The organism is uncultured Rothia sp. (assembly GCF_963507905.1).
Taxonomy (GTDB): Bacteria; Actinomycetota; Actinomycetes; order Actinomycetales; family Micrococcaceae; genus Rothia.
Map to the genome: position 1 here is coordinate 1 of NZ_CAUOUU010000014.1, position 13,047 is coordinate 13,047.

At 57.4% G+C, this 13,047-nt stretch carries 9 protein-coding genes; 8 read left to right on the forward strand and 1 reads right to left on the reverse strand.

Annotated features, from left to right (window positions below):
• Nucleotides 1-6,066: 6,066 nt before the first annotated feature.
• Complete coding sequence (locus tag RQ593_RS08180; protein WP_311450293.1) at nucleotides 6,067-6,831, reverse strand: hypothetical protein; 765 nt, start codon at nucleotides 6,829-6,831, stop codon at nucleotides 6,067-6,069.
• Nucleotides 6,832-7,118: 287 nt separating this feature from the next.
• Between RQ593_RS08180 and RQ593_RS08185 the strand changes: the two genes are divergently transcribed.
• From RQ593_RS08185 to RQ593_RS08220, 8 genes are all read left to right on the forward strand, one after another.
• A complete protein-coding gene (locus tag RQ593_RS08185; RefSeq protein WP_311450294.1) occupies nucleotides 7,119-7,994 on the forward strand; it encodes a hypothetical protein in 876 nt (291 codons plus the stop codon).
• 129 nt (nucleotides 7,995-8,123) lie between these two features.
• Nucleotides 8,124-8,591: a hypothetical protein gene (locus tag RQ593_RS08190; RefSeq protein WP_311450295.1), complete on the forward strand. Its 468-nt coding sequence runs from the start codon at nucleotides 8,124-8,126 to the stop codon at nucleotides 8,589-8,591.
• Nucleotides 8,592-8,851: 260 nt separating this feature from the next.
• Entirely contained in the window at nucleotides 8,852-9,121 is a 270-nt protein-coding gene (locus RQ593_RS08195) for a hypothetical protein (protein ID WP_311450296.1), read from the forward strand.
• Between the two features lie 262 nt (nucleotides 9,122-9,383).
• The gene (locus RQ593_RS08200; RefSeq protein ID WP_311450297.1) at nucleotides 9,384-10,157 is read left to right on the forward strand and encodes a hypothetical protein; all 774 of its coding nucleotides are present in this window, start codon (nucleotides 9,384-9,386) and stop codon (nucleotides 10,155-10,157) included.
• Between the two features lie 216 nt (nucleotides 10,158-10,373).
• Nucleotides 10,374-10,913, forward strand: coding sequence for a hypothetical protein (locus RQ593_RS08205; protein WP_311450298.1), 540 nt, complete (start codon nucleotides 10,374-10,376; stop codon nucleotides 10,911-10,913).
• Nucleotides 10,914-11,058: 145 nt separating this feature from the next.
• On the forward strand, nucleotides 11,059-11,550 hold the full coding sequence (locus RQ593_RS08210) for a hypothetical protein (RefSeq protein WP_311450300.1): 492 nt from the start codon (nucleotides 11,059-11,061) through the stop codon (nucleotides 11,548-11,550).
• Between the two features lie 11 nt (nucleotides 11,551-11,561).
• On the forward strand, nucleotides 11,562-12,005 hold the full coding sequence (locus RQ593_RS08215) for a hypothetical protein (RefSeq protein ID WP_311450301.1): 444 nt from the start codon (nucleotides 11,562-11,564) through the stop codon (nucleotides 12,003-12,005).
• 191 nt (nucleotides 12,006-12,196) lie between these two features.
• Nucleotides 12,197-13,027 carry a hypothetical protein gene (locus tag RQ593_RS08220; RefSeq protein ID WP_311450302.1) on the forward strand — a complete coding sequence of 277 codons (831 nt, stop codon included), beginning with the start codon at nucleotides 12,197-12,199 and terminating at the stop codon, nucleotides 13,025-13,027.
• Nucleotides 13,028-13,047: the final 20 nt, after the last annotated feature.

Genomic DNA, 13,047 nt, shown 5'->3' on the forward strand with positions numbered 1-13,047 from the left:
GGGGGGGCAGCGAGCGAGGGCGCTGACGCGCCCGCTCGGTCGGCGCAAGCGCCTCCCTGCGCCCGCCTAGCGGCGGGCTTGCGCGCTGTCGCGCGCTCTTGTGACCCCCTCACAGCCCCGTAGAAGCTCCCAAACGGTATCAGTTGGTGCCAGTAACCACAACGACAGATAGGGGGCTTAGCGGGGCGTCTACGGCTTCTACCCCTCGGCTGCCTACCCGTGTAAAAAGAATGTAAATAGCGTGAAATATCTGTGTGGCTAACATCATAAAACAATTGTTTACCTTACACGGCGGCGCATAGACCCCCTCCCCCACCCACTCCCCCTCAACCCCTCACATGCCAGCAAATACAAGGGCAACCAGCCCGGCGCCTACCGCCCAAAAATGCCCCTACCCCCTCCCCTACCGGCGGGCGTATCAGTAATTATTAGGCATACAAGAAATGCACATCTAATAAGTCGATTTGACAACCAAAAGTGCGCCTACTCTCGCTACATCTTAGTATTTTCCTACCGTGCATAAACCCCGCAGAGAAGAGGCACCCCCCTACCCCGGCACCCACTCCCCCTATCAGCTATGCCCTACCACCCCTACCAATGAAGCAGCCGGCAACTAGCCCGCCGGCTGCATCAATCCCCCACAGAAAAGCAGCGACAAGCAAGCAGCCGGCACGCCTCACAGCCCACCACACCCTGCCGTTAGAAGAGCACACAAAGACCCCACGCCGTAACCCCTTTTCCGATCAGAACACGCTACTACCGCCTGCAGAGCGGCGGCGAGCGCAGGCGGTGGTTGGTGTGGGTGTGCTGGTGGACGGTCGCAGGCCAGGAAGCGGTGCTGCAGGGGGCGGGGGTGAGCGCTCGCGGGGTGGTAGCAGAGGTGGGGGGGCTAGCCGCGATACGGAAACAGGCGAGCGCGTCGGTGGGGTGAGCGTTGCAGGTGGGTGTGATGAACTGACCACGATACGCAGGGCGGGCGAGGTGTGGGCGGGGGTGGCGCGGAGGTAGCACAAAGGGGTGAGCGAGCGCGGGGGCAGGCGGGCGGAGATGCCAGGGCTTGGTGGTCTGCTGGGGGGTGAGCGCGGCGGGGCGCTCGCAGGAGGAATGCAGACGGGGCGCCGGGGCTCGGCGGGGTGTGATGAACTGGAACGATAGCGGGGGTGGTGGGACGTTTAGCCGCGATAGACGGGGGCTGCTCTCCCCTGCCCTGGTGCTTGCCAACTTGCCAACTTGCCAACTTGCCGACTTTTCGACTTGTCGGCTTGTTGGGAAGTTGGTGGGTAGTGGTGCGGGTGCTGCGGAGCGTCAGTAGGAAGGAGGGCGGCGAGCGCAGGAAGGAGCGGCAGTTTACCGGCGGGGCAAGAGAGAAGAAGTGCGAGCGCAGGGGGGTGGATACAGAGTGGGGGGTTTAGCCGCGCTACGGGGTAGCGGATCAAGGAGGCGAGCGCGCAGGGGCGGGGCGAGAGAAGAAGGAGGGGTTATTGGCTTCCCTCCCCCGCCCGTGGTGGTGAGGAAAGAAGGCGAGCGCGGGCGGGTGAGCGTAGCGGGTGGTGCAGACCGGTTTACCCGCAGGGTAAGAGGAGAACGTGAGAGCTGCAAGGGGCACTCGCGGGTAGTGCTGCAGAGCGTAGGCGGTGAACAGATGGGCAGCGGCAAACGCGGGCGCACAAGGAGCGGCAGTTTACCCCGGGGTAAGAGAGAAGGATTGGAGAGCTGCAGGAGGTGGGGGGGTTTAGCCGCGCTAGGTGATTGGTAGGCTGCTCTCCCCCGCCCATTGGTGGGTGGTGCCAACTTGCCGACTTTTCGACTTGTTGGCTTTCCGACTTGTTGGGAAGTCGGAGAGTTGGCGGGTAGCGGCGGGAAGGAAAGGGGCGAGCGCCGGGGGGGCGGGACGTTTAGCCGCGTTACGGGCAGCGGCGGTGCTGCTGCTGGTGGTGCTGGGTGTGGTGGGGTGAGATCAGGCGGCGAGCGCTCGGGTGGGGAGAAGACGGAAAGGCGGGGGTGTGATGAACTGACCACGTTACGTTCGGGGGCTCCCCCGTGTTGTACGGCGGGCGCTTGCCAACTTTCCAACTTTCCAACTTTCCAACTTTCCAACTTTCCAACTTTCCGGCTTGTCGGCTTGTTGGGAAGTTGGAGACTTGGAGAGTTGGCGGATGGTGTGCACGGGCGGGGGTGCGCTCACTGGAGGTGGAGCGCGGGCGGGGTGAGTGTAGGGGTGCAGTGGTGAGCAGGAGGGCAGCGGGTTTTTGGTTTGCCTGGCGGGTGCGGGTTTACCCGGGGGTAAGCGAGGGTGGGACGTATTGGCTGCGTTAGGTGCTGCAGGGGGGGTGCGGTTTACCGGCGGGGTAGGGAGAAGAGAGGGGCAGCCGGCACGGGTTGATGGGGTGGGTTGGGGTAAGGCGGGCGCAGGTGAGGAGGAGGAGCGGGTACAGGTGTAGGCGAGCGCGGGTGCGAGGAAGGGAAGGGTGAGCGCCGGGTGGGCGAGGTCGGGCACAGGGGCGGCGGGGTGGGGGTGCCTCTCCCCCGCCCGCCTGCTGGTGGGTGGTGTTTGCCAACTTTCCAACTTGTCGGCTTGTCGGCTTGTTGGGAAGTCGGAGAGTTGGTAGGTAGCGCGAGCGCAGGCAGGGGGGCGGGGTACAGCAGGCGGGGTGGGATGAACTGGAACGATACGGCACCGGCGAGCGCACGGGGGGTGCTGCAGGGGCGGGGGGCTTACCGGCGGATAGGGAGAAAAGAGAGGCAGCCAGCACGGGTTGGGGGCGCGGGTGCGGTGGGGGGGCAGCAGAGGTGGGGCGGCGGGGGGGGTAGTGGTGCGGGGTGCGGGGTGCGGGGTGTGCAGGAAGGAGGGGGGCGGGGGTGGTGGGTGTGATAGCAGTTTGCAGTGAATGCAGAGTGCTATCAGGCCGTGGTGTGGGTTGCAGAGGAGCGACGGGGGCACTCGCAGGCGGGTACAGGCGAGCGCGGCAGGGGTGATTGCAGGCAAAGGTGCAGGGCGGATTTAGCCGCGCTAGGCGGTCTCCAGTGCTGCTGGTGGTGCGGGGCGTGGTGGCACTTGCCAACTTGCCGACTTGTTGGAGAGTCGGAGAGTTGGCGGGTAGACCGGGGCGCAGGTGGGGGACGTGCGAGCGCAGGGCAGAAAGATAGGGGAGGGGCAGTCATGCAAAGAGAGCGGGTTCAAGATCGGGCGTACCAGAAATAAAAAAAAGGGGGTGGGCACACCCGCCTCTATCTTTCCCCATGAAGGGGAGAAGAAGAAAGGAGGTGTGCCCACCCATAGTCACCGAACAGGGTGCAGAGAAGAGTGAGGAATAAGCCATCCCAAAGAAAGGGCATTCCCAGAACCAACACCCCCGCACAGGGCGGGGTAGACGGCACACCGGGAAAGACCCATCGGCCAACAGCCAGTTACTACCAACCTAAATGTTGATCCCTCAATGAAAGCTCCCAAAGCACGGGGAGCAGCGAGTCGAAACCAGCTACATTCCTGTGTGCGGGAGAAAAAGGAAGAAAGCGTTGCTCCATCCGAGGTAAATTACTACCCTCAATGAAAGCCCCGCACCCCCTGCCTGTAGCACGCAGCCACAAAGCGGTGAGGTGGGGGAACAGGAATCAAACAGCCAGTTACTACCAAACCAAAATTTAATTCCTCAATGAAAGCTCCCAAAGCACAGGAAGCAACAGGCCAAAGCCAGCTACATTCCTGTGCGTGGGAGAAGAGAATATAGAAGCACTCAGAAGTAAAACTCCATCCCTCAATGAAAGCCCTGCCGCTACCACAGGGTGGTGCGGCAGGGAATGTAGGAGTTCAAGAAATCTCGCTAGATAACCTTGATTCCTCAATGAAAGCTCCCGTCGCACACCTCCAACAGATTAAGTGGTACACCTATCCCATTGGGCGGTGTACGCGGGAGAAGAGAAGAGGGAGTTACGCACCCATCATGAAAATATTCGTTCCTCAATGAAAGCCCTACCTCCTGCCTGCCTTCCTGCGAACAGGATATGCAGACAGGGGAGGGAAAGACAGGAAAGTTCCGCTCCAATGTGGCTACAGTACATTCCTCAATGAAAGTCCCGCCGCTCTGGGTCAGCATGAGATGCTGGCGCAGAGGGAGGGAAAGAGGAGGAATATTTAAACCCAATAAAAATAAACAGTACGTTCCTCAATGAAAGCCCCGCCGCCACACAAGAGAGGTCAGCGGGGAAGAAGGCGACCGTAAAGCACAAGAGAACTTACAGTGTCTGCCTCAATGAAAGCTCCCAACACACAAGAGCAACGGGCCGAAGCCAGCTACATTCCTGTGCGTGGGAGAAAAGAGAGGAAAGCAATGCTCCCTGAAACTACTAGTGGAGTCCTCAATGAAAGTCGTGCACGCACTCAATGCTCCAGACGTACGGCACGAAATAACCCTACTTGGGGGTGTCTGGGAACCCCCGGCTCAGGGCAAGGGAGGAATCAACCGCAAGGCACCCCGAAGGGGTGTGTCAAGAGGGGTTAGGGGTGTTCTGCACCAGGGGTAAAGGGGGGAACTCAAGCATGGAACCCCGGTAGGAACCCTTCATCTTCCGGACTCTTTGGACCGTCTCATAAGAGGCAGCCAGCAGGTCAGTGGAGGTGGGTGCAGAAGAACGTGAAACGGGTGCGCTTCAATGTTTTTCTTCCTCACACACGCACGTAGTGTGCGCGTGTTTTTCTCTGTTTCTCTGTTCAGTTATACCTCAACGATACCGCGTAAATTCAGGGGTTGCAAGCAGATTCGTCACCTGAGAGCGAATTTTTTTCACATAGTTCTGCTCATGTGGAATGGTATGTGATTTTCTTACGTGTTGTATAAAAGAAAGAAGAGTGTGGAGGGCGCCGAAAGTGATACTATGAAGGCATGATCCCCGCACCGCTGTGGGGATGAGCCGATATGGTTATTGTCGGTTAGTGCATTCTCCGCACCTCAGCGGAGATGAGTGCAAGCTCCAGAAAGGGAGCCCTGAAGATTATTCTTCAGGGCTCCCTTCCTTTTTGCATATTCTCCCCCTGCTGCGCATTGGGCTAATCCGGAGTCAGGAGCGAAGGGGTTTAGGGTCTTGCTCTAGAGGCGAGCGCGTAGGGGGAGGTGGGTGATAGCAGATTGCAGTGAATGCATTGTGCATTCACTGCATAGTGCTGTCATGTCGTTGTGCTGGCGATGCGGAGGCAGGAGGCAGGGGTAGCCGGGTTGGGGTGGTTGGTTTCTTGGCTTTCCAACTTTCCAACTTTCCAGGTTTCCGACTTCTTGGCATGTCGGTTTCTTGGCTCTTTGGCTTTTTGGCTGCTGCTGGTGGGGGTTAGGCGGGGGGGTACAGCGAAGCCCTGATGCGTATCTCCGAGAGGGGGCATCAGGGCTTGCTCAATGAAAGTCTCCCGCCCCGAGGTTGGGGCGGGAGAAAGGGGGTAGCTGTGAGCTCTTGTTTTTGTTATAGAACACGCCTCAATGAAAGTCTCCCGGGTCTTCCGGCAAAGGTTGGCACCGGGAGAAATAGGGGGTTAGGCGAAGAATTCACCGCGTGCTAAAGATCGTGCCTCAAGGAAAGCCCCGGCCACGATGGCCAGGGAAGGGGGTAATGCGTGGTTGATAGGACGCTGCATTACCGAGGAGGCAGGGGCTTTAGCACTGCTACCTGTCTCTAGTGTAGCGGGTTTTTGGCGGGGGTGTCTACATGGTTCGTCATTTTTTGACGCATAACTTTTCACACGTTCCTTGTTGTGTGAAGTTTTGAAGTATATCTAGCTTAACAAGGATAAACTCATTGGATTTAGGAGATTTGGGGGTACGTTTTTAGGGTTGCCGGGTTGCCGACTTGGCGACATGTCGAGTTGCCACTTTCCCGCCATATTGGAATCCCGATAAGCCAACTTTCCAGCTTTCCGACATACCAACTTTCCAAGTTTCCGACTTGTTGGATTCTTGGCGTAGATAAATAGGCTGCAGAAAGGCGAGCGCGGGCGGGATAGATGGGCGGAAGTGGGGGAGTGGAGGGTATAGAGCACCCCCGCTAGGTGGGGTTTAGCGGGGGTGATGGGGTGTGGTTCTTTTAGAAGGTGGGGGTGGGTTCTAGCTGGTCTTCGGTATCGGTCACGCCGTTGGTGCGGCGATGGTAGATGATCAACAGGTTGATGATGAGGCTGAGGATTCCGACGATGAAGATGGCGTCTGCGGCTGCGTTCCAGCTGAAGAAGGCTGCAACCGTAAGGAGTGGGCCGAAGATCGGGGCGTGATTCTGCGCAATAGTTTGGGTCTTACTGACGCCATAGAAAAGCAAGGTGCCAAACATAAAGGCGGTGATCGGGGGAATATGGAATCCGTCTATGGCTTGCTTCAAATCTAGTGCTAGTAAGGAGGTGGCGGCCCCTCCCAGAAGGGGCATCATGATGTTTTTCATGGCGTCCATCTGGTCTGCAGTCGCATCATCGAGGCTTTCAGTAAGACTGTCGAACACGCAGGTACCCACGATGAGATAGGCCACCATGAGGAGGCCGACCTCCTGTATTTCGGTCGGTGCCGCACCTGACGCTTGCAGAGCATCGCCTACCAAGAGCAACCCGACGGGAGCTCCAGCTATGGCGGCGAGCGCTCGCCTGCAGCGGCGGGTGAGGCTGTCTTGTGAGGAGGGCAGGAGGGAGGGGCCGATGAGGCACAGGAGTAGGTAGGTGGGCATCCATTGGTGCCAGAGTCCGGTGATTCCGAGGAGGAATGATCCGGTGGTGCTGGCGGTGAGGAGGCTGAGGGAGACGGGGATTTTGGAAAGCAGGCGGTGTGGCAGGGCGTGCTGTTTGGGGGTTGGGTTTGGGGTGCTCATGGCCGCCTGTTCTGTCGGTGAGGTTTGAGGAAGTCTTGCCGATGTGGGGGTATGTCTGGGTGTCTGGAGCCTGCCGGTAATTACTTGTTTTGTTGGGGTAGATACTCAGACCTCTCAAGACTCCTCGCAAGCGAGCTTCTTTCGAGCCTGAGTATATCACACCATAAGAAACGGCGTGGCGGGTTGCTTGGAATGTCGGGGAACTATATATTTGTCACAAGTACAAAAGTTGTAATTTAACAACATGGGCGGGTATTCACCCCCACCCTGCACGGAAGGATATGCGCATGCGTGCCAACATTGCCGAAAGCATCCGTCACGATGTCGTGACCGATGACCAGTACATCCTGGAGGTCGTCCCCTTCAACGGCGAGCGCTGGAGCACTGATGAGCCGATGACCCTTGAGGAGTTGGCTGCGTGGATTGGCCAGCCTGATCTGAAGACCCCGATGTCGCAGACTCTGGTGGACGCGTTGGGTGGCTGGTTCGTGTATGGCTCTGACCGCAAGGAGCTGTCTGAGGATCAGGTTCAGGCTCTGTGGTGCTGGTACACGGAGGCTCCGGTGACTGGTTCTGATCCGGATGCTGTGACGGTCTACGACGGCTCGGTAGTGAATGATCTGGATGAGGATGAGGACGATTGGGATTCTGCCGCTTTGGTGGTGCACCGGAACCCGATTCCCTGCACCGAGGAGAGCGTGGCCGAGTATGCCCGCGTTACCCTCGATGTTTCTGCAGTCATCCTGCACAAGGCGAGCGCCTGGTTGAGCTGTCGCATGGAAGAACTGGCTGCTAATCGGAAGAGTGACTGTCATGTGATGCCTGCGTCGGTGCGCGAGAAGTTTGCCGCGCGAATCGCTGGACTGAATGAGGAATTGGAATCACTGCCTCAGAAGCAGCCGTACCGTTTGGTTCGTGAACCTAGCTACCACGCAACAACCGGTGCGGCACGGGTTAAGTTCGTACTTCGTATTGTGGATGTGGACGACAGCTGCGTTGATCTTCTCTCCCCACTGATTCACCCTGGCGATGATGAGGTGACTTTCGACGTGGAAGTTTCAGCACAGCACAGTGTGGCTGAGCTTGCTGAGCTTGCTACTGCCGAGTTTGAACGTCGATTTGGTTTGCCTGCTGGCTCTGTGGCTTTGGCTGATGAAGGCTAGATGAAAATTTAAGAAAGAGGGGGGTGACTGCCGGGCGCCGGCTGCGCCCCCTCTTTTTTCTTCCCCCGTTTGGGGGTGGGCGCTCGCGTGATGGAGTGGGCGGGTTTTGGTGTGAGAGAGGAGAATTCGATGAATGAACGTTTGGAGGGTGCCACCCTGTACCGAGCAATGGTGAAGGTATGGGACCCGGCGGCAGGGGAGTGGGTCGTAACTGCTGAGGCAGTCGATACTCTGGAAGGCTTGGTGTCGTGGGCTGCTCTGGGTGTAGGTGCGAGCGCCGAGAGCAGAAGCGTAGGTGTGCAGCAGGACCGTTTCTTTGCTCTGGTGGCTGATGCTGCGAGGGTGGTTTCTCCGCCGTATCGTGCTGAGGATATTGCGGTGTATATTCGTGAGTCTTTCGGCCTGTCCGGCAATGAACAGGTGAGTGTTACGCCGGTGGCTGGTGGAGAATCTGCTACGTGGTCGATTTTGGAGTCTTTCATGTGGCGTGAGGAGCAGGGGGAATTGAGTGCGGCAGAGCGGGTGCAGTGGCAGCAGATTGCCCGCCGGTTCTTGTCCCACCCGTACGGCAGCTTCCTCAACCGTAGAGAGGGCTGATCGGTTAGGTGACTGACAGTTAGCGTCTATATTCAATGAGCGTTCCCCGGTGTTTGGTGGGGCGCTCATTTTTTATATACATTGTCATGTGGGACATGATGACGAACTAGGGCACGAGCTCTTTATATTTGTGGGACAATTAAGGCATAACACATAACAGTGTTTGGCGTTTAGAAGCATCAGGGATGAACCTCTGAAGCGCCGTACCTGGCAGCTTAGCTTCTAGACCTTTATCAGGAACTCTCTTAGAAAGGCAGACGATGGCAACCGAACCGAAGAAGATTATCCCGTGGAAGCACCCGAAAACCAGCCAAAAGCGCTGGTACCTTAACGACCTGGACGGCGTACTCGGCAGGACGCAGAAGCCCGCCAAGTACCCAATGAAGGCTTGGCTGGATAAGAACAAGCAGGTCCACCACACCGGAGACCCGATGACCCACTACGGAATCAGCGAATACCGCTTCGAGAAGCTGGTCGATAATTACGTCAACAACTACCCCGGCGTAGAATTGCTCGACCTCGACGACTAGGCAGCTACCCACCAGCGCTTACACTCAGCGAGCGCGCCCCTTCACACCGTTTCTGCGCCGGGGCGCGCTCGCATATGAAATCTGTGCACCTGGGACATTATGACGAGTCACCAGGCACATTATTACCGCATGTGGGAGGATGAAGGCATAGCAAATATTGATTGCTGACCCATGACAAATATTGATTGCTGACCCATGACGCGTCAACAGCTGGATTCACGCATAAGCGTGGCAGCACCCCCTAGAGAAAGGACACACGAAAATGCGCTCCACCAACCCCTATATCCAGGATGGAACTTTCAAGCAGCGGCACGAGCATACTGCACGCACGAACATGCCCCGCGGCATTAGCTACATCTTCAACCGCATCTGGTCTATCGATGACGAAGAGTACGTGGCCGAGAAACTGCATATTGACTACAACCTCATTGATGAGTTCATTGACCGGGAAAGCAAGGATGTTGCTGACGACGTAGATGTAGCGATTCTTAACGCTTTCCTTACTCACATTGTCAGCAATGCCGAGGAGTTTATGTCGCCTCACCAGGTGGCCTGCCTTACCGCTTTGATCCTCGCTTCCTGCCAGGATGGGCCTACCCGAGTGTCCACCCTCGGCGTGGCGAAGAATGAGCTTGTTCTGTGGCAGCAGGAACACGACCCTGCCACTAAAATCCAGAAGGGGATCCTCAAAGCCAAGTTCGCGGCCCGTACCGCCTCTGAAATCGCCCGAACAGCTGCAGACGAGAAGATCAAGGCTGAGTATGTTGAGGTGATCAATCGGATTGCGGCGGTAGCTCAGAAAGCTGCCGAATCTACCGAGAAATTCCGCCCGTTCATTGAGGAAGATTCCGGTGACGCTGAGGGTCTGCGTGAGGCCGCTCAGGAAGTTACCAAGGCCGTCAAACTCTCTGAGGAAGCCGTTAAGACCGCCGAAGAACTCCTTAAAATCAGTTCAGACGCTAAGGGGGAAGCGATCATGGCCAAGCAGCGCTTTATCGAAGCAGAGCGTGATTTTCTCAGGATCCACGAAGCATAAACCCTTGGCTCCCTGAATCAGAGCCACGGCGAGCGCCCCTCACCCGTAACTGGGTGAGGGGCGCTCGCCTTTTTGGTTTTTGGTGGGGTGGGACATTCCATGTTGTTTATGCGTATTGGCTTTTGTTTCATGGAATGATTAAGGCATAGAACATGATGAGGAACGGGGGATACCCCCCCCGGATTCTTCTTCATCTCCGACCGAAAGGAACCTGCCATGAGTACTAAGCCTGCTACCTGCCTGTATGACGGCACCACCATTCATGAGGACTCTGAGGAGAGTGCCGCTCTGGCATATTTGGCGGCTTTGGGTAAGCCTGCCGCTGAGGTGACCGTTGACGGTAAGAGCACCCGTTACTACAGCAGCGGCGACATCTTCCGGGCCATGCTTTCTTTGGAAGGTGGATGCCATGAGCCCCCGGCCCTGTTGCTTGGAGCTCATCATGCACCTGAGCTGTTCCTGGCTCGTATTACTCCCGATGATATGAAGCTCTTTAAGAAGGGCGGTAGGGAGATGTGGTACTTGCTTTCTAATGATGATGGCGATCTGGGTAACGTGTGCCAGGAGGGCATTTTTGCACTGGAGTCTCTGTTTGAGGCAAGGGTGCAGAACAGTTACAACGCTTGCTACCGCGTCATCGAGTATGCCGAGCTCAGCTGTGGAGATGCGGTGCACGCCGACGGTACCACGTCCAGCGGGCGCCTGCCTGACGGTTCCTATGTGCTGGTTGCGAAGGTCTGCGACCGCATGGCTTAAGGAGATGCCGGAAAGTGAATCAGGTGGATTTCGACGCTGAAGATTTCGACACCGATTAGCGGGCGCTCGCCGCCTGTACCCCGGGGGGGGGTGATGGTTACCGCCCCCCCCGGTTACCCCTCTTCGTCCAGGTTTAGGTGCTGCCATGAACGAGGCAGCAGACCCCCCTATTGTGAAAGGAATTACCCCTGTGTCCAGCGATTACAGCGTTCTAGAGTATGAAGTTCTTGATTATCCCGAATCGGCAATCACGGTGTTTCAGGTGCTCAATGCCTATGTTCGAGAAGTCGAGGCAGGCTCCGGTGAGGACTTCGTGCAGGTCACCGCTGAAGAGTACGGGCGACTGAACATTTTCCGTGCGCTCGTTGAGTTCGATACCCCCGGGCATCTTCGCCTCACCCGTAGCGGATGCGGGGTAGATGATAATTTCTTTGCCCCGCTCTCATATTTCCAGGACGATACGACTATTGCGGGGTTGGCTGGTTTGCATGGGGCGGATAATACCCGCCGTATCCTTTATGCCGCCGCGCGAGGTTTCGGAGGGCTCTACCTCATCACCGGCGAGGTGCCCGCCGATGAGTCAGAGCATGACCGCCGGATGCAGGACATCTATGCCGCTACCGCCCATCTCGTCTAAGGACGGCAACCATGAATCAGGAACCTTTCTACCCCTCCGCCTCAACCGGTGAGGATATTCAGCAGTTGCTGCCTAAAAATATTGGGCTGGCGTTCAAGATGGTCTGGGATGCCCCGGCAAACTCGCCCGAAGCTCTGAAGCAGGCCATCGAGAAAATTGCCCGAACCCGCAAGGGAGCGCGCAGCCCCAAGGAGGAGAAAGACACCGATTGTGACGTGGTGCGCGGTACCCTTCGCCTCCAGTGGCTCAGCATCGCCATCACTCTCATCCACAAGAACAGCGCCGCCTTCCATAACGGCTACCAGGTGCAGGCCCTCATCTGCCTCATTGAAGCGGGCAAGAGCACCGGAAGTGAACGCCTAGTCCACCTGCGAGGGGCAATCACCGACCTTACGCTGTGGTGGGGGGATGCCATCACCCAGCAAGAAGCAGCAACACAGCAGCCTCCAATCTAGAAAAACAGCGAGCGCACCTGGCCGAAAAAAGGTGGGGTGCGCTCGCTGTTTTGGTGGCTCATTGTGGGTTGGGACATTATATGTCCTTCATGGGTTTTAGCTTTTAATACGTGGCATGATTAAGGCATAACAGCACGGCAACTGTCCCGGTTTTTGGTATCCACCAAGAGCCCATTGTGAAAGGATTTATCATGTCTTCTACCCGTATTCGCTTGTACCCTGTGGAGGCTGATTATGGCTTCTTGGGGTTGAGTACCGCCCCGGCTTCAGACGCTAAGGGATTGCATCTTGGTGGGTGCAGGGTGTCGGCTTTGGAAGAGCTGGAGGATGAGGGGATGAGCTTTGAGCAGTGGCTAGAGGATAGCTTCTACACCGGCGACCGTGAGCTTTTGGATAATCTCACCCGCTCCATTCTCTACAACGCCTCCGAAGAAGGCGCGGTGCGTGCTTTCTTGCAGGAGCGCGGCTTCAACCTTCCGTCGTTGCGTATTGCGGATTTGGGGGATGTGGAGCCTTCCGATGCGTCCGGTATCCCGCCACTGGTCAATGAGACCGATGAGGTGGTGGAGCGCCTATTTGAGCTCATTGACCTCTACGTTGGCCCCGGTGAGGATGGTGAGTTTGCCCTGTGGCTCCGTCCGAGCGCTCGCCGTACGGTTCGTCTTCTGGCGGTGAATGATGCTGAGAGCCCCCGCTGGATTGTTCAGCCGTGGGATTGGGAGCTGGAGGATTGGGCGGGCTATTGCGAGATTCAGGTGCCGTTGAGTGGTGCCCCTGAGGCTCTTCAGTCTTTCCCGCGTGGCTCTTCGGTGAAGAATCTTCGTGGCATGCCGGTGCTGGGTACTCACAGTATTCTTCATGACCAGAAGGCTCTTACGGATGCGCTCGATGCGGCCGGGTTGTTCGGCTCAAGCCATTTCGTATCGCCCGGGGTCTTCTATGTTGGACGCGGTGAAAAGCACGGAATCGAGCTGGATTCTCCGGTGGAGGTCTACGCGGTGAAGGTCTGGAGCCGCCCCTAGGCTATATCCCTCATGCCCCC

Coding starts and splice junctions, on each gene's coding strand:
- RQ593_RS08180 (WP_311450293.1), bottom strand. CDS start 6,831: ATGAGCACCCCAAACCCAACCCCCAAACAGCACGCCCTGCCACACCGC.
- RQ593_RS08185 (WP_311450294.1), top strand. CDS start 7,119: ATGCGTGCCAACATTGCCGAAAGCATCCGTCACGATGTCGTGACCGAT.
- RQ593_RS08190 (WP_311450295.1), top strand. CDS start 8,124: ATGAATGAACGTTTGGAGGGTGCCACCCTGTACCGAGCAATGGTGAAG.
- RQ593_RS08195 (WP_311450296.1), top strand. CDS start 8,852: ATGGCAACCGAACCGAAGAAGATTATCCCGTGGAAGCACCCGAAAACC.
- RQ593_RS08200 (WP_311450297.1), top strand. CDS start 9,384: ATGCGCTCCACCAACCCCTATATCCAGGATGGAACTTTCAAGCAGCGG.
- RQ593_RS08205 (WP_311450298.1), top strand. CDS start 10,374: ATGAGTACTAAGCCTGCTACCTGCCTGTATGACGGCACCACCATTCAT.
- RQ593_RS08210 (WP_311450300.1), top strand. CDS start 11,059: ATGAACGAGGCAGCAGACCCCCCTATTGTGAAAGGAATTACCCCTGTG.
- RQ593_RS08215 (WP_311450301.1), top strand. CDS start 11,562: ATGAATCAGGAACCTTTCTACCCCTCCGCCTCAACCGGTGAGGATATT.
- RQ593_RS08220 (WP_311450302.1), top strand. CDS start 12,197: ATGTCTTCTACCCGTATTCGCTTGTACCCTGTGGAGGCTGATTATGGC.